Below are 20,420 nucleotides of genomic sequence, written 5' to 3' on the forward strand. Positions count from 1 at the left end.
GGACAGCCGCAATCATTGTATATAGTCGTTTGTGTATATATAAAAGGTAAAGAAAAATATTCCTACTCTACATCATTTATACATTTTCTTTTTTTATCAACTTCAATCCATGTAACAGTATTACAAAAATCATAAACATTCCTACATATCCAAAAACAGGATATATTTTTTCAGCAAGTGTTGAAAATCCAATGCTGGATAAGGGCATTGTCATACAACATATTACAGGTATTACTATTCTTCTACTCAGTTTTATTTTACCACTTACACGCTCTATAAAGCCATATCCTGCAGTTATTGCAGAAATAAACATTGCAAGAATTAATACAATCCTGTAAATACTCCCCATCAGTTCACCATACATATCTACTATTCCAATAACAGGTAATTCAAATGACATTATATACGGATAGAATATGTAAAGAGCATAATTTAAAACTATAGCTATCCCACCAAGGACAAGTCCACCTATTATTCCACCAGCTGATGCTGTTCTTTTAGTTTTTAAATATGGAAGCAAACTGCACATAACAACAACTGATATAATACTGTTATAACTCACATAAAGAATTGAAGATAACACCCAGTTATGGGTCATATCTTTAAATCCACCTGCAACATTAAATACAGAAGAATCTTTACTTAACACTATATAAGTGCCTATCCCTAAAATCCCAGCTATAAGCAAAGGGGTAGTAACTGTGCTCAATGACACTATTCCTTTTATTCCTGTGAAAAAGAATATCATACATATAAATGTTACAACGAATATCGCATAATAAAAGGGAATATCTATTTTGTCTGTTACTATGCTACCAACTCCTGCAACCATAATACAAAATACAGATGCCATAAAAAGAGTCACTATTACTTCCATAACCCATCCTAAAAACCATCCAACTGTAGGAAATAAAAACTCTTCATAATTTTGAATTCTCTCTGAATACACTTTGTTTAGCACAATATATCCTATAAATGCAAATAAAATGCCTGTCAATAAAATGCCATAAAAACCACCACTATAATACGACGTAAAAAACTGTATAATTTCCTTTCCAGATGCAAATCCCGCTCCTATAATTGTTGCAATATATATACTTGACACCTTAAATATATTTCTTACTTCCTCAAACAAAAACAACAACTCCCAGCATAAAATTATAAGTATTATAATTTTATGCTGTAGTTGTCTTTCAAATTACAATCATCTCAGTAAACTAGTCCTTAAGATCGTCTAATAAAATATCATAAGTTTCTGATATAATGTCAAAGCTTTCCTGCTCAGCTATCAAGCCAGTATACTCACCGTTTCTCAAAGCATAATAACTTGTATCGTCCCTAGGAATAAATTCAATGGTAACTTCCTCAGGATCTTTGTTTAAGTAAAAAGTCATCAAAGCCTCAGGTTGTTCTTCTGGTGGTTCTGCCTCAATGTCTATTTCTTTTACCCCGACAGCCATAAGAGTTCGATATAATTCTCTGAAGTTCCAATGCCCATCTTCATAAACTTCTTTTTCATTAACATAGTAATTCAGTCTTTCTCTACCTTCATCATCAGTAATTCTTTCAATTTTAAGATTAATCTCTTCATCGTCAATTTCTACATATGCACCTTCCATATATCTCATATCTTCTACATATACAAAACGATTTACAAAATCAATTAAGGATTTTTCTAAAAAATTCAAAGGCCCAATGTCAATTAAAAACACTTCATTACTTCCTTCCAGTAATGCATATATCTCTTTAATGTAAGTCTCAAAGTTCATACCTTTTTCATCACCAATAAGTAATTTAAAACTCTGTCCTTCATTAGTTTTTGCTTCAACTGCATACCTAGGATTATCCAATCCATAAGTACTCAAGTCACTTGCATCTTCTTCAACATATTCAATTGCATGTGTCCTTATAAAAGAATCCATAGCATCTGAGATATCTACTATATTTCCACTGACCTCAAAAGGATCTACTATATTCCAATCCCTCTCTCCTTCTCTTTCAGCCATAAAAACAGTTTTGCCATCTCTTTCAAGACCAAATTCAATTACATCAGCCCTCCTACAATTAATCACATATCTGTCTCTGATATCAGTCTTAGTCACATTAAACACACTTCCTACATCGTAGGGAATTGTGTAAACTGTGTCACTTGCATTTAATCTCATATAGTAACTTTCATGCGTCGCAGTAGCACTTCCTAACTCCAGAACACTAGAATCACCATCTACAGTCTCCACGGTAAGAACCAATGCTTCTAAAAGTCCATACCTTTCAAAATCCTCAGTATTCTCTTCAATAATTCTTTCTGCATGAAGTTCAGTTATACTTGATACTATATTATTAAGTCTTAAAGAATCAGCTTCAAATTCACCCCCGGAAATAAGATTCCATGAGTTACCATCTCTTTCAAAAACAAATTCACCTTCATTATTTTTAACTGTCAAACTCTGAACTTCTTCTTCATCATCAATCTCTAAAAGTTCAATTGACTCTGCTACAATATCTTCTTCTGGCTCTACTGTTCTATCAACTATAAAGTATATTCCTGTTAAAATTGCCACAACTACCACAAGAATAATTGCATACTTGTAAAATCTCATAGATGACGCCTCCTTAACCATATCTTTATACCAAAGAGCATCACAAGTATTGGGACACCAAATATAACCACCCTAGTTATTATTCTCGCACTTGAGCTATCAACTGTAATTGTGTCAGTGAAATTTGTTTTTGGCATTACGTAGACATCACTTGTTTCTTCATACATCTCTCCTACACAATCTAGTAAAAATGTCAAACTGTTTTGAGAATGGGGCGCATATTCTTCTAAAGCGTCATCAGTAAGAAAATAAGCATTTCCAAGCACTAAAACTTTAGACTCTACTTCACCACTATACTCTGATAATGCTGCTACATCAATTGGTCCACCTTGAATTTCTTCTCCTTCGACAGTACCAAATGGATTTCTTTCTGCATCCCTACTGGCTGTCAAAAGAGGTGTAACCGTTACACCTTCAGGATCTTTTCTCAATAGCCTGATGCTTCGAGACTCTGGCATTACTAACTGAAATTCACTTGGATCTCTGTGTGAAAGCAATTCGCTTTCGCCTAAATCAGGTATTATATGATATGGTCTATCTGATAAGTGCCTAGCTTCATTATTTTCCTTAACTCTATCATGGTATAAAGCCATATCATACTTTTCTAAAATATACTCAAAATTTGTAAATCTTGAATCAGATGCTATTGGATCAAATAAAAATATGGCATTACCCCCTTCTTCAAGATAGTTTTCCAATTTGTCTCTTTCATCATTGGACAAGTCAACTTGAGGTGCCGCCACCACCAATATTTTTGCATCTTCAGGTACTTCGCTTTCAAAGCTTAAATCAATTCTTCTTACAGCAAAATTATTGATTTCAAAAAGTTCTCTTACTATTCTATACTCATCATTTAAGTCTCTCTGTCTGTGCCCTTCAAGAAAATATACAGTTGGAGTTATTTCACTGGTAACATACATTATAGCACTAGTCACCTCTTGTTCTCCAGAAAATGAAACTCCCATCTGAGTGCTCTCAAAAAGTTCAGATGCAGAAATTCTTCTGACCTTATCTCCACTTTTTACAACGATATCTTCTTTCTGTATTCTCATTGTTTCACTCAACTGTAATTGTGAAATTATTTCCGGGTTTGTATCCGGATCAATAAAATCAACAGTTACATTAGGAAACTGATTATAGTTTTGTAAGAAATGCCATGTCCATGCTCCTGTACCAGCACTACCTCTTAACATGTCACCATCAGCTAGAAAAAAGATTTCAACCTCTTCATCCAATCTTCCTGCTATAGTTTTTGTCTGTTGTCCAATAGAATACATTTCATCTTCTGTCATATCCCATATAACGTTAGTTCTTTCAGCTATTATATTTATAAAAAAAGTAATGACAATAGCACATATCATCATAAATAACGCAATGGTATTAAACTTAAAGTTTTTTGACCCCAAAAATTTAAATAATTTTTTCATATTTAATCACCCCTGACTCCAACGTCTTTTTTCAGTTACAATCATTGTCAATAATAAAAACAAACCTATTAAGCTTGAAAAGAAAATCAAATCTCTTGAACTAAATATTCCCTGAACAAATTCTCTAAATCTAAAAAAGAATGAGATCCAATTGATAAAGCCCAAAAAATAACCTTGAAACATGTAACTTAACTCATTCATAAACCAAATAAGAAGTAAAGTACCAACTCCAATAACAGCTGATATTATTTGGCTCTTAGTAAGAGAAGATGTAAAAATACCAAAAGCTACAAAAAACGCCCCCATAAGAGTAAACCCTATATAACAAGAAATCATTGGCATAACATTAAGATTTCCGTATACAGCCGTCAATATAGGATATATAAATGTCAAGGTCACCATAGCTAGAAAGACGGTTAATGCTGCAAGATACTTGCCTAAAACAATGCCCACTACACTAACAGGAGATGTCATTAGTAATACCTCTGTACCATTTTTCCTTTCTTCTGCAAAAGCCTTCATTGTCAATATCGGTAAAATAAATGCTAGCAAAAAACTATATTGATATAGATAAGATCCAAATATAAAGGTTCCCCTTCCTGAAAGTACTCCACGAAAAAACAATGAAAAAATCAGTATATACGTACCAATTAATACATATGCCATTGGAGAATAAAAGTAAGATCTAAGTTCTTTCTTATAAATAGATAACATATTACTTAACCTCCTGTTTTTCTTGCGTTTGCTTCTCTTCTGCTGTAATCTTTCTAAATATGTCTTCAAGGTTCATTCCTATAGATTGAAGTTCTAATATAGGAAATCCTAGCTCCGCCATTTTAAAGAATATTGGTCTTCTTACGTCAACATCTTTTTCAGAATCAATCATATATTTAAATACATTTTCCTTACTCTTAGAATCAGATTCTACACTTAAAATTCCCTTAATTTTGCTCAATGCCTCTTTTACAGATTTTTGAGCACCCTCGATTTTTATTAAAAATCGAGTTACATTATCTAAATTCTCTGAAAGTTTGTCAGGAGTATCTATTGCAGCTATTTCACCTTTATTTATTATTACAACTCGCTCACAAACAGCACTTACCTCCTGAAGTATATGGGAACTAAATATTATTGTGTGTTCTTTTCCCAGATTTTTTATAAGTTTTCTAATCTCAATAATTTGATTGGGATCAAGACCAACTGTAGGCTCATCAAGTATAAGAACTTCTGGATTTCCAACCAAAGCTTGAGCTAAACCCACCCTTTGTCTGTAACCTTTTGACAAATTTCCTACCAGTCTATTTTGAACATCTGTAATTTTTACTGTTTCCATAATATCCGACATCTGGCTGGATCTTTTTGACTTGCTAACCTTTTTCAAATCACTTACAAAATTTAAATATTCTTTTACAGTCAAATCGGTGTATACTGGTGGAATCTCAGGCAAATACCCAATATGCTTTTTTACCTCTGCTGGCTTCTCTCCAATATCATAACCACAAACCTTCACTGTGCCTTCAGTTGAAGGAAGATATCCTGTTATCATATTCATTGTAGTCGTCTTCCCTGCACCATTAGGTCCTAAAAATCCAAGAATTTCTCCTTTTTCAACAGTGAAATTTAAATTTTTCACAGCTTTAATTGAACCATAGTGCTTGGTTAAATTTTGTATTTCAATCATCTTAGCTTCTTCCCCCCTATTCTTCTTGCATTTAAATAACAATGCACAATTCTATTATCGTAAATTAAAATTAATAAATTGTGAACAATTTGTAACTAATCAAATATTAATTGAAAGCTGTCAAGAAAACTGCGAATTTTTAATGTTTCGTATAAGTAAATTGTTAATATCAAAGCACTTGCTGCATATTTTTATTATTATGTTACCAGCTTATTATATAGTGTTATCTAATCTTTTTCAAGTTCTTAATAATCCAAGGGTGTATATATTAAATGTGAAGAACAATATTTTTTTCTGTATTGGTTTTTATAAAAATTGATGATATAATTATAGTATTATATGGTTAATTTTTGTGAGGTAGTTCGTGTTAGGTAAAAATAATGTTCAAAAAAATTTTAAAAAAGAAATGAAAAGTGTTGAAAAACAACTGCTTGAAAGGGAAAAAAACAAACCAGAAGAGCCTTCAAATACTTTTTTCAAAGAAAAATTTTATGGTCAAAGTGATAAATCTGTAAAGACTAAATTTAAAAATTTTTTTAATTTTTTACTTTCTTATGGATTTATAATAATAGTAGCTTTTTTTGTTATATACAGTATCTTTATTTCATCTTCTAATTATGAAAGCAAAGCCCATTCTGCATTTGAGGATCAGGACTATGAAAGCACTGTACAATATTGCAAAAGTGCACTTGAAAGCACTCCAAAAAATTATGATTTATTGATGTATAAGGGGATTTCTCATAGAATTTTGGAAAACTATCAAGAAGCAATTGAAGTTTTTCAAATTGCAGATGAGCACTACCCTGATAATGTATATATTTTAAATGAATTAGGATATTGCAATTACTATTCAGGTTACTATTATAAATCATTAGAATACTATGATCAGGTTCTTGAAATTGATTTTAAAAATGCAGAAGCTCTTTTCTGGAAAGGGTTTGTTTCTTTAGATTTATACGAATGTGATGAAGCTATAAAATATGCTGACAAACTTCTTGACCTTGGCTATAACAACACAGAAACCCATAATTTAAAAGGCTTAGCATTTCTTTATCAAGATAGATATGCACCTGCTATCAAGCATTTTAATAAAGCCATTAAATCAAGTTATGAAGATTATGAAGTTTATGAAGAAGCTCATTTAAATAAGATCTTTGCTCTTTTTTCTCAAAATGATTTATTAGGTTGTATTGAATTTTGCCAGAGCATACAAAAAAAATTTCCTAATAATTCAGATATTCCATATTACATAGGGGATTGTTATTCTTTTATGGGGGAATATCAAAAAGCTATTAAATACTATAAGGAAACCATTGAAATAGATCCTGAAAATCACTGGGCAATTGCAGACATTGCTTGGCAGCTATTTTATTTACAAGACTACCCAGCTGCCAAAAGTTATGCTCAAAAAGCCATTGACATAGGTTCTGAAAATTATATGGCTCAAGAGCTTTTAAATGAACTTGAAAAAGTCAATCTTCCCGAGGCCGAGAGAATTGTTAATTTTGTCGAAGAAAACTATCTTTACCTAGATAAAATTGAGGATTTTGGTACCAAAGCCGAAAGTTTTATATCTAAAGATGAAGTGGAATATGAAGATATTTATGAATTTATAGAATCCATAAGATTAGAAGATGATTTGTTCACTTTTTTCGTATGGGGAGATTATTATGAACAGTACATGGAGGAAATTGAAGATGATGAAATTGAATACATAGAATTAGATGAAAATTACCATTACTTAAGATTTAATTCCTTTACCCCAAAAATTTCAAGCAAATTCATTCATACAATGAAAAATATTCCTTCTACTGAAGATAGTTATTTAATTTTGGATTTGAGAAACAATCCTGGAGGACTTTTGTTTACAGCAACAAATATTTTAGACTCCCTAATGCCTAGATTTATAAGCAGCTATTCCATTGATAGAGATGGCTACATGCATTCATTTCAAACTACAGATGACCATTTTGAATTTAAACACATATATATACTTGTAAACGAAGAATCCGCCAGTGCTTCTGAAGTAGTGTCATTGAGTTTAAAAACATATCTCCCTAATGTAACCATCGTTGGTAGAGGTACTTATGGAAAAGGTGTTGGGCAAGTTGTCTTTGAAAATAAAGACGATAAGTATATAATATTTCTTGTAGACTCTTTTTGGAATGTTAAAGAAACCAACATTTTAGGTAAAAGTGTTCAGCCTGATGTGGTTATAAGTGGGACTGAACTTGAGCACTTTCTAGATTCTGTAATGATAGATTAAATATAGTTTAAAGGAGTTGATGAAGTTGAAAAATACTTTTGGTATTATTAATAAAATAGATAAAGACAACCCCTATAAATGCTATAAACATTCTAAATATGTTAACCCATCAAGTATTTTTATTCTTTTACTGATGGGTATAGCAGGAACACTTATTTTAAGTGCTATCTACAGCTACGCCATACATCACTTACCATTAAAGCCTTTGAACATTATATGCACAGTGTTATTTGGTTATCTTACAGGCTTATTCATTGGAATCAGTGGGAAAATTGCCAAAATAAGAAATCCAATTATTTTAACAATTATCGGGGTTGTATTTGGACTTTTTGCTGTTTATTCTTCATGGGTTATATGGTTATTTGAATTGTCACAGAGACAGGAGTGGATTTTTGATTTATCAGCTATTTTCCACACCATGCAAACTATTTCAGTAAATGGTGTATGGAGTGCTAATTCATATACACCTACAGGTTTTCTTTTATATATTATATGGTTTGTAGAGGCCACAGCAATTTTGGGCACTTGTGTTTATGCCTCTTCAACCTTTATTAAAAAAGATGCCTTCTGCGAAAAATGCAATGTCTGGATAGATACTAAATACGTGCTTCCTAATTTAAATCATACATCTAGTAATGATAAGCTTAGAAATTTATTACATCAAGGACAATTTTCAGCTTTATCCGATTTAGAAGTTCAAAATCAACCAAGCAATCTTTTCACAATGGTAGAATTATCTAAATGTTCAAAGTGCAATGAAATATACTTGCTAACAGTCAAGGCTGTTGAAATAATAAAAAGCTCTAATGGGAATTTTAGTCGAGATGAAACTACAATTGTTCAAAATATGATTATTGATGATGAGATATATGATTCAATTAAATCTTGGGGAGAAAAAAGAGCTTGAGTAGATTGTACGTCCAAAAATCTGTGATGATGTCGTTGTTTTCAGCAATGCTTTATTCTCTTCATTACCCTAAATATTATTTTCGAAACTTAAAATGTATAAATTTCCTTACTTTTCTTTTATTAGCATAGCTATGATATTAGATGCCATAGCTGATGTAAATCCTATGAATGTAGCTTTTAAATACTCATTGCTGATATCAAGTATATCTGAAGAAATAAATATTATTATAAATACGCTAATAACTTTTATTAAATATATTACATATTTATTCATACTCAATATGTTTTTTAGTTTAATACCCCTATTGTTAATCGCTAACATGGTATCATAAGTAACAAAAAAAACCACAATAAAAACTACTAAAGAAATAATAAAGTCCATTTTAACCCCCCTCTCAATTTCAATTTACAAATAAAAGCAATTTGTATATTACCGACACCCTTAAGATTATTATCAACGAAGAAGAATAAGTTTATAAACCCCAAATCCCATTATCTATATTTCTATAAATTTAAGCATTAAAGTTATATCTTTTACCAGAACCAATATTTTTTCTTTGTAAAAATGTAAACAGCTATAACAGAAATAATGCTTATAAAAGCTAATATAATAAATGATATATTTATTCCTAAAGTATTTAACTTCTTTTCTGTTAATAAGTATTTTCCAGCAACATTTGTCTCAATTATTCCTTGGTCTAATAGGTTATTTAGTAATTCATACTGATTTTTTGCTTCATTGAATAAATATAGATATTTAGCATTTTGAAATTTATCATCGTTTAATAAAATGCTTATTTCTCCAGGTAAATTTTTTCCTTCATTTATATAAATGGAAATCCCTTCATCTTCTTTTGTGTAATCAATATCAGTTAAGAGTTCATTTTTAAAGTTTACTACATCATTCCCATCCAATTTTATTTTATATTCGTTTCCTTCAATTGTAATCTGACTTTTTGTGTCATATAAGTGCTTAAGTAAATCACTTGAAATGACAGGAGCATTTTTACTGTCAATTACTATTGTTTCGTCATCAAATTTCTCCTTATAACCATCTTCTATATCAGCACTACTTGAAGGTATAGCAAATTCTTCTTCAACAATTGATCTTTTAGTATTAGCAATTACATTAACAACCCTTTGCATATACCCATTTGTTACAATAACTGCTGCTTCTCCGGCATCTAAAGCAGTTATTAGCCCACTATTGTCTACATCTATAACAAAAGAATTAGTAGATGTGTATTCTAATTTTTGATTTGCTTCCTTCGGAAACACCTTGCATTCAAGTTGAAACTTTTCACCCTCTCTTAAAACTAAAAAAGTTTTATTTGTATCAATTTTTGTTGTTTCTACCACCACATTAATTTTTATTTGCTTTGTTACATCTCCTGCTTTTATAGTTATAGAAGTTGATCCTTTTTCTAAAGCTTTAATTTCTCCATTAGAGCTAATAGTAGCAACATTTTCATTGCTGGATATGTACTCTATTTTTGAATTTTCTGCATTTGCTGGAACAACATTAGCAGATATATTTTGTGTACTATCAACTTCCATTTCTTCTTCATACTCTCCAATTTCAATATCAGTAACTGAATTATCTTCTCTTTCTTCCACTTTTAAAACAAAACTTTCTCTTATTCCATCAACTGTGGCAATTATTTTTGTTTCACCTAAAGACAATGCATTAATTCTTCCAAATCCATTAATAGTTGCAACCTCTTCATCCATTGACTTATATTCAAATGTTTTTCCAGATGCTTCTGTTGGAAGAACAGACGGCATAATCATTTGACTATCTCCAATTTTCATGGTTTTTTGATAATCTCCTAAATCAATTTTTTCCACTTTTATTTCTTCTTTCTTTTTAACTGTTAATGTAAATTGTTTTTTTACTCCTTCACAAGTTATTGTAAGTACTGTTTGCCCCTCAGAATGAGTTCTGATTCTTCCTAATGCATTTATGGAAGCTACTTTTGTATTGCTAGATTCAAAAGTATATTTAGGATTAGTAATGTTTTGTGGAAAAACTGCTGGCATTAACATCTGTGTTTCTCCTATTTTCATCTCACTTCTATAATCACCTAAATCAATTTCACTTACTTTAATTTCAGGTAATACCTTTAGTGTGAAATAATTATCTCTTCGTCCAGCTCTAACTCTTATAACCGTTTCACCAGCAGAAAGAGCAGTAATTCTTCCTAATCCATTAATTTGTGCTACTTTTGGATTGCTAGAACTATATTCAACTTCTGAGTCAGTAGCATTAACAGGTAAAACAGTCACTGCAAGCATTTGACTTTCCTCTGCTCTCATTTCCTCCTGATAGTCCCCTAAATCTAATTCTTCAACTGGAACAAACGTACTTTTAGGTCTAACTACTTTTATAGTGAATTGCTTTTTCACACCATCAGCAGCTTCTATTGTTATTTCTGTAGTACCTACCTTTATAGCAGTAATTCTTCCTAACTCATTTATTTCAGCTATATCTTTATTGCTGGAATTATATTTTATAGTCTGGTCTGTAGCATCAAGTGGCAATACAGTAACTGTAAGAAGCTGTTTTTCTCCAACCTGCATCTCTTTTTGATAATTGGCTATATCTAAATCTGTTGCTTTAATATAACCATCATCAGGTAAAGATTCCGTATCTTCTGATACAGTTTCATCAGTTTCGTCAATTTCTTCAGCTTCTTCACTCTCTTCAATTTCTTCCTTCTTAGAAGTCTCTTGAGTTTCTTCTGCATGTGTATATATTCCGATAATTGGCTGAAAAATTGTTATTAAAAATATTATTATTGTAATCATTTGTTTTTTCATACTTATCAAACTCCTTGTCTATCTATCGTACTAAAAGACCTAATGATTCTAAAACATAATTAAAGTACGTTATATGGTCATACTGTATACGAGTTTCTACCTCCATACCATTAGATAAATTAACTTTATAGCCATCTTTATTAATTAGATATGTATTATCTGGCATTATATCAACCTTAAAGTAACGTGCATCGTTTTCACTGTCATTTGTTACATCACTGTCTATCCTTTTAACTTTGCCAGAAATTGTACCATATACATTTTGTGCTAGACCTGCAACAGCAATATCCACTTTATCTTCAACAGATATTTTGGCAATATTTTCAGTAGGTACATACGCTTCTACCTTATATTTATCCTGTTGGGATGCTATGTTTGCTATAGCACTTCCTGCTTGAATAACCATTCCTTCTCTGTAATCTGCCATCATATGAATTCTACCTGTAGCATTAGCACGTATCTGGTAGTCATCCTGTCCTTTCCCTATTGCAATAAGCTGAGCATTAATAGAATTTAATTCACTTTGAAATTGCATTATATTTTCTTCTATTCCACTCAAAGTTGAATAGTGTATCTCTGCTACTTTACTTTTGTTTTTTATCACTTCACTTTCTATTTGTTCGTCTGTATATCCATATGCCTTATACATTGCCGTATCAACTTCATTTTGTGCAATTTGACTTTGATAGCTTTTATATTGATAATAATAAATACTATCTTCTTTATCCCATTCATCAAAATAGTTCACATTATCTTTTATAGATTCTACTAATTTTTTCAATTGACTAATTTGATTTAAATACATTGTTTTTTGTTCGTCTAGTTGCTTTTCCTGTAAATCTAAGTCGGTGCTTTTTACTGTAAAAAGCACATCTCCCTTTTCAACAAGCATTCCTTCTTCAATGCTTATATTTATTATTTGACCATTATATGGTGACATTACATGATTTTTATCTGTACTTTGAACTGTACCTGTTGATTTAACAATTTCAACCTTTGGTGTTCTAGTACTCCACATTATAACACCAAAAATCAAAACAACTACAGTAATTATTATAATATAGCCAAACTGTGGAAGTTTTTTGTCATATAATATTCTGCTGTCTTTTAATTCCGCTAATGATTTTGCTTGATTACTCATTGTCCACACGCTCCATAAACACATCTGCTATTATCTCATCATCATTTTTATCAACAAACACAGTATAACTATCACCTTTTAATTTAATATCCTCTTCAAAGGCTGTTACATTTATTTTGTCATATGCAAGCTTGAGCTTGCTTTCTTCTCCATTAAATCTTGCATACATGCAATTTCTCGCTCGTATTACAGATTCCATATTATATGGTGACCTTATATTATGCAAAAAAGTATTTGACTGTCTTAAAAGCTTAACAACAAGTTTTGGTTCTTGTGATTCAGTTAATTCAACTTTTGAATATTGAATAAGTGGACCTATTGGACAAGCACCTTTGTTTTTTAAATAATTTTCCATTTGATAAACTTCTTTTTCTAAGTTTTCACTTTCTTTTAAATCTATTTCTTTTATCAATACATTAGTTAACTTTAAACTCTTATTATTACTGATTTGAATTTTTTCGTTTTTCATCAAAATCCCCCTAAAGTTTTAATAGTTTAATAAAATTTTTATTTTACCTTATGTTACTTTTAAAATATAAATTCTAGCTACTATGCCAACAAATCAATAACGGCATAAATATTAAACAATTAATATATAAATGGTCTTTTTAAGTATGACAAAAATATTGTTTCCAGCATCACTTATCTTTAAGATATTCCTTTGTATCTTTTGGTTTTCAAAAATATAGTAATTAAAACAATACTCTAATTTTTTTAGGAAACCTTATTTTTTAGATGTTTCTTATTAATAGCATGAAATTTAGATGATATAGCTTTATTTGTTGATATAGTCGGTATTAAAGCTACACCTGCAAATAATAAGCCTAAAATATTAAGAGTACCTGTTTCAATGTGTACAAAGCCTTGTAGTACACAAATTATTCCTATACTAATAGCAAATGTTGTATTGTCTCGCAAAGTAATGTTTAGACATTTTTTATTGTTTTTGTAATAAAATAATTTAAGTTTTAAATTTGTAAAATAAAAGTATAGTGCTAAGAATACAAAGGATATAAATATTGTTATTATCCTATATTGCTTTCCTAGTAATAAAAATCCAAGTAATATTCCTATATATAAAAATAACATTATATAAGTCGAATATCCCAATAATTTAGTTGCTTCATAAATATTCTCAAAATCTTTCTTTTCTTTTTCTTCTACATTTGCTAAAAGTTTGTCTTTATTATTTGAGTAATATGAATTAGTTAAATATTCTACTTCTTCATTAGTAAGAGTAGTTTCCTCTATATCATTAGTTTTAAAGGTATAATTACATATAAATTTGTACATTTTCAACTCTAAAAAAATATTAATTATTGCAAATACTGTACATATAAATATTAAAATACTAAGATTTATATGTTGTAGTTCGATATTAATAAAAACATACATCAATAATAAAACAATTACTCGTAATAAAAAATCTAACACTGCTATTTTCTTGACTGAAATTAATGCTTTTTTATTTGAACTTTCAACAATAGAAGTAGTAAACATTAAAAAAATAATTGGTGTAAAAAACCATAGTGCTACTATGCCTTCTAAACCAAAAGTTTTTGTTAGAATCACTACAGAAATAATATTAATGTAAAATATTAGATTTAAAAACATTAAAGATTTAATTTTATATTTCATTTTTATTCCCTCTCTATCAATTATTATCCTTAATTGAATTTTTACTATAGCTATCTAAGAACTAGATAGCTATAGTAAAAAATGACTATTTAATGTTTTGCTAGTAAACATGTGAAAAATAATTCATTTTAAAAGCCCGCCATTCTATTTGCTTTATCTTAAAAATTTAATCATTTCACACTCATGCTAGCACCATAAGGAATATTTCCCCAACCAGTATATTTTACTGCAATTCCTATACCTTTTCCCTGGATTAATGCATCAGCAATTGTGCTAGCAGCGAAACCTGATATAGCTAGACCTATCGCAGCACCAATAATAGATCCTTTAGGACCAGCTAAAAGTCCCCATTTTGCCCCCAATGCTGTTGCTGCTGTTTTTATCTTGGATGCAATGACACCAGCTGCTATTACTCCCATAGGATTTGCTATGCATGTTAGTCCAACACTTATAAGAGCATTTTGCAATTGACTGTTACTTATATATATGCTGGACCCACCTTCTAAATAAGTCATTTCTTCCCGTTCCATTACTACACAATTACTTGGCATTACTAATGCATCATTATAACACATTTCCATTGTAAATTCCTCCTTTAAATTTGATTTTTTTAGTACAAGTTCGCGACCAAGTACCAGTTTATATATGTTAACATTAATGTAACATCCCTTGTTTAATAAGTTATTTCATCTTCATCACTAATCTGGACTTCTTCTTTTTCATTGTCTTTTTCTTCAACAATAAAGTTTCCCTGTTGCATTTCCCAAAGAGTATAATACTTGCCTTTTAGCTCCAATAATTCTTCATGAGTTCCTTTTTCTAAAATTTCGCCTTTATCAAGCACTATAATTTCATCACAATTCTTAATGGTAGAAAGTCTGTGAGCAACAATCAGCATTGACTTATTCTTAAATTTGTTATAAATCATATCAAAAATTATTCCCTCTGTTGCAAAGTCAAGATTGCTTGTTGATTCATCTAAAATATAAAACTCACTCTGTTTTAAAAATGCTCTTGCTAATGCAATTCTTTGTTTTTCTCCACCGCTTAAACCATTGCCTGCTTCCTCAAGATATGTATAATACTGCATTGGTAACTTTTTTATAAATTCATGTGCATCTGCTTGCTTTGCTGCTTCCTTTACTTCTTCTAAAGTTGAATTAATCTTTGATACTCTTATATTGTCATAAATGCTTTGTGAAAAAAGTTCAATGCTCTGTGGTACATAAGATATTGACTTCCTTAAAGATTCATTACTTAACTCATTAATATCCATACTGTCAATTAAAATCTCTCCCATTTCAGGTTCATAATATTTTAGTAATAATTTTGCTATAGTTGATTTGCCGCTTCCACTACTTCCTACTAAAGCTACTTTTTTCCCTTTAGGAATGCTAAATGATAGATTTTTTAGCACCGGTTTTCTGTTTCCATATCTAAAAGTAATGTTTTTAACTTCAATATTTCCATCTACCTTTTCTATTTCTTGATAATGCCCATCTTCTTGCTCTCTTTCACTATCTAAAATTTCAGTTATCCTTTTCATTGATATATTGGCTTCTTGTATCTGTAATTGCAAGTCTACCAGTCTTCCTATTGGATCCATAAAATAACCTGATAAAGTCATAAATGCCATCAGACTACCTAAAGTTATTTCATTATCAATAACCTGCATAATGCCAAAATACATTAAAAGTAGATTCCCAACAGTTTGTATTAGACTTGATATTGAACCCTGTATATTAGACAACATACCTGATTTCAAATTTATCCTCAATGATCTTATGTATTCTTTCTCAATATTGTCTAACTCATTTTCTTCATTTGCATTTCCTTTGATTGTTTCAACAGCTCTTAATCCTTCTATTATCTGTGAATTCAATCTTGAATTTTGCTGCATTTGCTCTTCATTAATTTTTTTATATGGTTGTTTAAAAATAAACACTAATACAACACTGATTATAGTTAACACTAAAATTACAGCAAATAATGTTTTATTCATTCTATAAAGTATTACGCCAGTTATTACTGCCATAGAAACATCCATTATTAATGTTAATGCTATATTTGTAAATATATCTTTTATTGTAAATGCATCAGAAAACCTTGTAATAATATCTCCTGTTTTTCTTGATGCGAAAAACTTCATTGGAAGCTTGTATATGTGTTCAAAGTATCCTAATAACAAAGGTATATCAATTTTTTGAGAAAGATAAATCATCATCCATTGTCTTACAAATCCTATTACTACCTGAGTAACTGCTATAGCAGAAAATATTATTAATACGGCAACTAACATGTTTTCTAGCCGATAAGGCAATATTTCATCCATTATCACCTTATTGAATAAGGAAGAAACAATACCTAATGCTGTTAATATTACTGATGTAATAATGGAATAGATAAACAACTTTTTTTGTGGCAGTAATAGTTTTAAAAATCTTGAAAAAACCTTTTCACCTTTGATTTTACCACCAACAAACTCCTGATTAGGTTTTAAAATTAACATAACCCCTGTAAAATCTTTGTAAAACTCATCTATTTCCAATCTTATTAAATCTTTAGCAGGATCTCCTATAATAACATGTGTCTTTGTAATTTTAAATATAACAACAAAATGACTTAATCCCTCTTTTGTAATAATATTAGCAATACAAGGAAGTGTAAATTTGCTTAAAAATCCTTCTTTATCTACTCGAACTGCTTGTGAAGTAAATCCTAATTCATCAGCACAATTTCCTAATCCAATCAAATTAGTGCCTTTTAAATCAGTCCCCATCATATCCCTTAACTTAGATATGGTAGTTTCCTTTTTATAATGTAGACAAATCATAGCTAGGCAAGCTGCCGCACAGTCTGTTGCATCATGTTGTTTTATAAATGTATATCTCATTTTTCTCCCCTAATTAATTGTTTTTTAATATATCATGTTTTTGCTAAAATAATAACATAGTTGATATAACTACAAATTTTTCTTTGTTTTTTTCTTACAACATAATGTTACAATATTTTCAAAGGTTGTACAAGTGCTATTAGTCACTTTTTTTCGTGACTTTAGTCACGACTTTTCAAAAAATTTCGTGACCAGAGTCACGAAAAAAAGTGACTTTGGTCACGAAAAGGTCACGTTTTGTTTATTTTTAACAAATATAACTTTAAAAGCAAACCTTTTTATGGATAAAAGCTTATTTTAAATTACTTGTTAATAACTCATATAATTTTGCTTGAATATTTATTCTTAATAAGTAGTATGGTATTATAAATTGGAAAAGCTTTGTCTCTTATACTACTTATAAAATATGTTTATAAGATAATTTATGTATCAAGACTTAATAAGTATTAAAAATTTCATTCACAGATGCCAAGGTTATATTCAAAAGACAAATAGCAGGAGGTTTTGTAATGGCTAAAAAAGAAGTTAAAATTGATTTGTAGGTTTATAAATTATTATAAGATGCCAAAATCGAATTAGAACATTGTTAATTGTACATAAATATTGTTTTTTATAAATATACTTATAGTCCTTCCTATTGGATCCATAAAATAACCTGATAAAGTCATAAATGCCATCAGACTTCCTAAGGTTATTTCATTATAAATAAAACTGCATAATACCAAAGTACATTAAAAGTAAATTACCAACAGTTTGTATTAGACTTAATATTAACCCCTAAATACTTAATTGGAAGCTTATATATGTGTTCAAAATATCATAACAACAACGATATATCAATTTTTTAGGAAACCTTATTTTTTAGATGTTTCTTATTAATAGCATGAAATTTAGATGATATAGCTTTATTTGTTGATATAGTCGGTATTAAAGCTATACCTGCAAATAATAAGCCTAAAATATTAAGAGTACTGTGAATGGTATAATAAAATTAACAGTTTTCGATTAATAAGATTTTACAACATTTACTAGTAATTGTCAAATGGGTGGTAAAAGTACTGGAAATTATATTTACATTCGGAGGTCATTATGTTTTTTACTTGTGAAATGAAAAATAAAAAAGAAAAAGAAATATGGGAAGGTGAAATTGCCAATATTACTGATTATGGTAGTCATCACGAGTTTTTTATTAAAACCCAACTTTCGATTTTCCAGTTGAAAACAGCTAATTTCATAGAAAATAATCCAATTTTTCTTATAAAATCAACCTCAAAGTCTCATTCCTTCGTTGAAAATTCCATTCGTAGTGACCTAAATATTATTTATGATTCACAGAGGTGAAGCATCAATTTGAAATGATGTTATAGCAGTAACTAGAAAATTTTTTTAAAAAACTTTTTCTCAAAATTAGTTGGACATCTCCAAATCCAATGATATATAATATAAGGCTCTTACGGAAATGCGATTAATTAATTAAATGTTAGCTGAACAAACAACTTCGTTTATAGTATGATATAATAAAATATTACAAATGAGGTTATAGAATATATTAACTATAAATAATTAGAAAAACTTATTTTTTGAAAAGTATATTGATAATGGATACAGCGAAGAAGAAATTGAACAATTTTACATGTATGATATGGAGCTTCAGACCTTCTTTGATTTTGGCTGTTTATCACAGCTACAAAAAAGTTGCATAACAGTTACAGCTTTTTCAATAGCTTATTTTGTTATGCAAAAAACAAGCATCTTGGTTTTAATTACCAAAGTGCTTGTTTTTTGATTAAGTTATTATTGTTTTAAAAGTATAAAATTGTATGTTGCACTTGCTTTATTTGTTAAATATTAGTGCATATTTTAGACCGATTGAATTTTTGAAGTTCACAGGATAAGTATTCCCTTTTAAGCTCTTTTGATATATAATAAGAGCATGAAAGGGAAATGAGGTGTTTTATTTATGAAACACAGAGAAAAACTAGAAAAATTTATTGAAGATAAAAATGGTCTACTTCTCACAAAAGATGCTGAGGATCAAGGGATTCCAAGAAAATATTTATCAATTTTTAACAAAGAAGGATTGTTAGAAAGAGTTGCTCATGGAGTGTATTTATCACCGGACGCTTTTGAAGATGAGATGTACATTATTCAAGCAAGAGTGAGTAAAGCTATTCTTTCTCATGAAACGGCACTATATCTCCATGACTTAACAGATCGAGATCCAATTAACTATTCGGTTACCGTTCCATCAGGGTTTAACGGTTCTTCATTAGCCAACGATGGTGTAAAAGTCCATAAAATAAAAAAAGAGCTTCATGGATTAGGTATCGAGCAACTAAAAACCAATTTTGGTAGATCTATTAAGGTTTATAATAAAGAGCGGACCATTTGTGATATTATTCGTAATCGCAATAATATGGATATTGCCATTTTAAATGATGCCCTTAAAAGGTATGTTCGTGATAAAGATAAAAATATTCACCAACTGTTAAAATATGCAAAAGCTCTTAGGATCTATAATGTCACAAGAAAATACATGGAGATATTGCTATGAAAAGTTTAAGACAAGTAAAAGATTTAATCAATAATATGGCAAATCAGAAAGATATTAATGCACAGATTCTTTTAAGAAATTATATGATGGAAAGACTACTTGAGAGAATTGCTTTATCGGAGTTTAAAGATAAGTTTATTCTTAAGGGAGGCATGCTTGTAGCCGCATTAGTAGGCATCGACATGCGCTCCACTATTGATATGGATGCAACGATTAAAAATTATCCTGTAACGTTAGAATCTATAGAAAAAGCCTTTGAGAACATCCTTCAAGTTGAAGTAGGTGATAGTGTAACGATGAAGATCAAAAAGATTAATGAAATTAGAGATGAAGATGAATATCATGGCTTTCAAATATCCTTGGATGCAAAGATGGAAAACGCTCGAATTCCAATGAAAATTGACATTACATCGGGGGATAAAATCACACCAAAGGAAGTAACGTACAAGTTTGATTTGTTATTAGAAGAAAGAAGTATTGAAGTTCTAGCC

17 protein-coding genes are annotated in these 20,420 nt (G+C 29.9%); 5 read left to right on the plus strand and 12 right to left on the minus strand.

Annotated elements, in window-relative coordinates:
- Nucleotides 1–76: 76 nt before the first annotated feature.
- From RBH29_RS09710 to RBH29_RS09730, 5 genes are all read right to left on the minus strand, one after another.
- Entirely contained in the window at nt 77–1,135 is a 1,059-nt protein-coding gene (locus tag RBH29_RS09710) for a YkvI family membrane protein (protein WP_306696617.1), read from the minus strand.
- 82 nt (nt 1,136–1,217) lie between these two features.
- The gene (locus RBH29_RS09715) at nt 1,218–2,600 is read right to left on the minus strand and encodes a DUF4340 domain-containing protein (protein ID WP_306696618.1); all 1,383 of its coding nucleotides are present in this window, start codon (nt 2,598–2,600) and stop codon (nt 1,218–1,220) included.
- Complete coding sequence (locus tag RBH29_RS09720; RefSeq protein WP_306696619.1) at nt 2,597–4,027, minus strand: GldG family protein; 1,431 nt, start codon at nt 4,025–4,027, stop codon at nt 2,597–2,599. The genes RBH29_RS09715 and RBH29_RS09720 overlap by 4 nt, the downstream gene beginning before the upstream one ends.
- Nucleotides 4,028–4,033: 6 nt before the next feature.
- Complete coding sequence (locus tag RBH29_RS09725; protein WP_306696620.1) at nt 4,034–4,741, minus strand: ABC transporter permease; 708 nt, start codon at nt 4,739–4,741, stop codon at nt 4,034–4,036.
- Between the two features lies 1 nt (nt 4,742).
- The gene (locus tag RBH29_RS09730) at nt 4,743–5,708 is read right to left on the minus strand and encodes an ABC transporter ATP-binding protein (RefSeq protein WP_306696621.1); all 966 of its coding nucleotides are present in this window, start codon (nt 5,706–5,708) and stop codon (nt 4,743–4,745) included.
- A gap of 364 nt (nt 5,709–6,072) precedes the next feature.
- Here RBH29_RS09730 and RBH29_RS09735 point away from each other — a divergent pair, with 364 nt between their 5' ends.
- Both RBH29_RS09735 and RBH29_RS09740 read left to right on the plus strand, forming a co-directional pair.
- The gene (locus RBH29_RS09735) at nt 6,073–7,974 is read left to right on the plus strand and encodes a S41 family peptidase (protein WP_306696622.1); all 1,902 of its coding nucleotides are present in this window, start codon (nt 6,073–6,075) and stop codon (nt 7,972–7,974) included.
- A gap of 25 nt (nt 7,975–7,999) precedes the next feature.
- Nucleotides 8,000–8,881 (plus strand): hypothetical protein, encoded by an 882-nt coding sequence (locus RBH29_RS09740; protein WP_306696623.1) that lies wholly within the window; start codon nt 8,000–8,002, stop codon nt 8,879–8,881.
- Nucleotides 8,882–8,989: 108 nt separating this feature from the next.
- On the opposite strand, the gene RBH29_RS09745 is transcribed toward RBH29_RS09740, so the two are convergent.
- The 7 genes from RBH29_RS09745 to RBH29_RS09775 all read right to left on the minus strand — a co-directional run bounded on the left by RBH29_RS09745 (nt 8,990) and on the right by RBH29_RS09775 (nt 17,375).
- On the minus strand, nt 8,990–9,265 hold the full coding sequence (locus RBH29_RS09745; protein WP_306696624.1) for a hypothetical protein: 276 nt from the start codon (nt 9,263–9,265) through the stop codon (nt 8,990–8,992).
- A gap of 152 nt (nt 9,266–9,417) precedes the next feature.
- Nucleotides 9,418–11,703, minus strand: a complete 2,286-nt coding sequence (locus RBH29_RS09750; protein ID WP_306696625.1) for an Ig-like domain-containing protein — start codon at nt 11,701–11,703, stop codon at nt 9,418–9,420.
- Nucleotides 11,704–11,725: 22 nt separating this feature from the next.
- Nucleotides 11,726–12,844: an HlyD family secretion protein gene (locus RBH29_RS09755; protein ID WP_306696626.1), complete on the minus strand. Its 1,119-nt coding sequence runs from the start codon at nt 12,842–12,844 to the stop codon at nt 11,726–11,728.
- Complete coding sequence (locus RBH29_RS09760; protein WP_306696627.1) at nt 12,837–13,313, minus strand: hypothetical protein; 477 nt, start codon at nt 13,311–13,313, stop codon at nt 12,837–12,839. The genes RBH29_RS09755 and RBH29_RS09760 overlap by 8 nt, the downstream gene beginning before the upstream one ends.
- 245 nt (nt 13,314–13,558) lie before the next feature.
- On the minus strand, nt 13,559–14,482 hold the full coding sequence (locus tag RBH29_RS09765; protein WP_306696628.1) for a hypothetical protein: 924 nt from the start codon (nt 14,480–14,482) through the stop codon (nt 13,559–13,561).
- A gap of 170 nt (nt 14,483–14,652) precedes the next feature.
- Nucleotides 14,653–15,063, minus strand: a complete 411-nt coding sequence (locus RBH29_RS09770; protein ID WP_306696629.1) for a hypothetical protein — start codon at nt 15,061–15,063, stop codon at nt 14,653–14,655.
- A 92-nt stretch (nt 15,064–15,155) separates the two neighbouring features.
- Nucleotides 15,156–17,375 carry a peptidase domain-containing ABC transporter gene (locus tag RBH29_RS09775; RefSeq protein ID WP_306696630.1) on the minus strand — a complete coding sequence of 740 codons (2,220 nt, stop codon included), beginning with the start codon at nt 17,373–17,375 and terminating at the stop codon, nt 15,156–15,158.
- Between the two features lie 1,089 nt (nt 17,376–18,464).
- Here RBH29_RS09775 and RBH29_RS09780 point away from each other — a divergent pair.
- The 3 genes from RBH29_RS09780 to RBH29_RS09790 all read left to right on the plus strand — a co-directional run.
- Nucleotides 18,465–18,716, plus strand: a complete 252-nt coding sequence (locus tag RBH29_RS09780; RefSeq protein WP_306696631.1) for a hypothetical protein — start codon at nt 18,465–18,467, stop codon at nt 18,714–18,716.
- Between the two features lie 619 nt (nt 18,717–19,335).
- Entirely contained in the window at nt 19,336–19,929 is a 594-nt protein-coding gene (locus tag RBH29_RS09785; protein ID WP_306696632.1) for a type IV toxin-antitoxin system AbiEi family antitoxin domain-containing protein, read from the plus strand.
- Nucleotides 19,926–20,420 (plus strand): nucleotidyl transferase AbiEii/AbiGii toxin family protein (locus RBH29_RS09790; protein ID WP_306696633.1); only part of this gene is annotated, 495 nt, incomplete at its 3' end. The genes RBH29_RS09785 and RBH29_RS09790, both read left to right, overlap by 4 nt.

The organism is Herbivorax alkaliphila (assembly GCF_030848475.1).
Classification (GTDB): Bacteria; Bacillota; Clostridia; order Acetivibrionales; family Acetivibrionaceae; genus Herbivorax.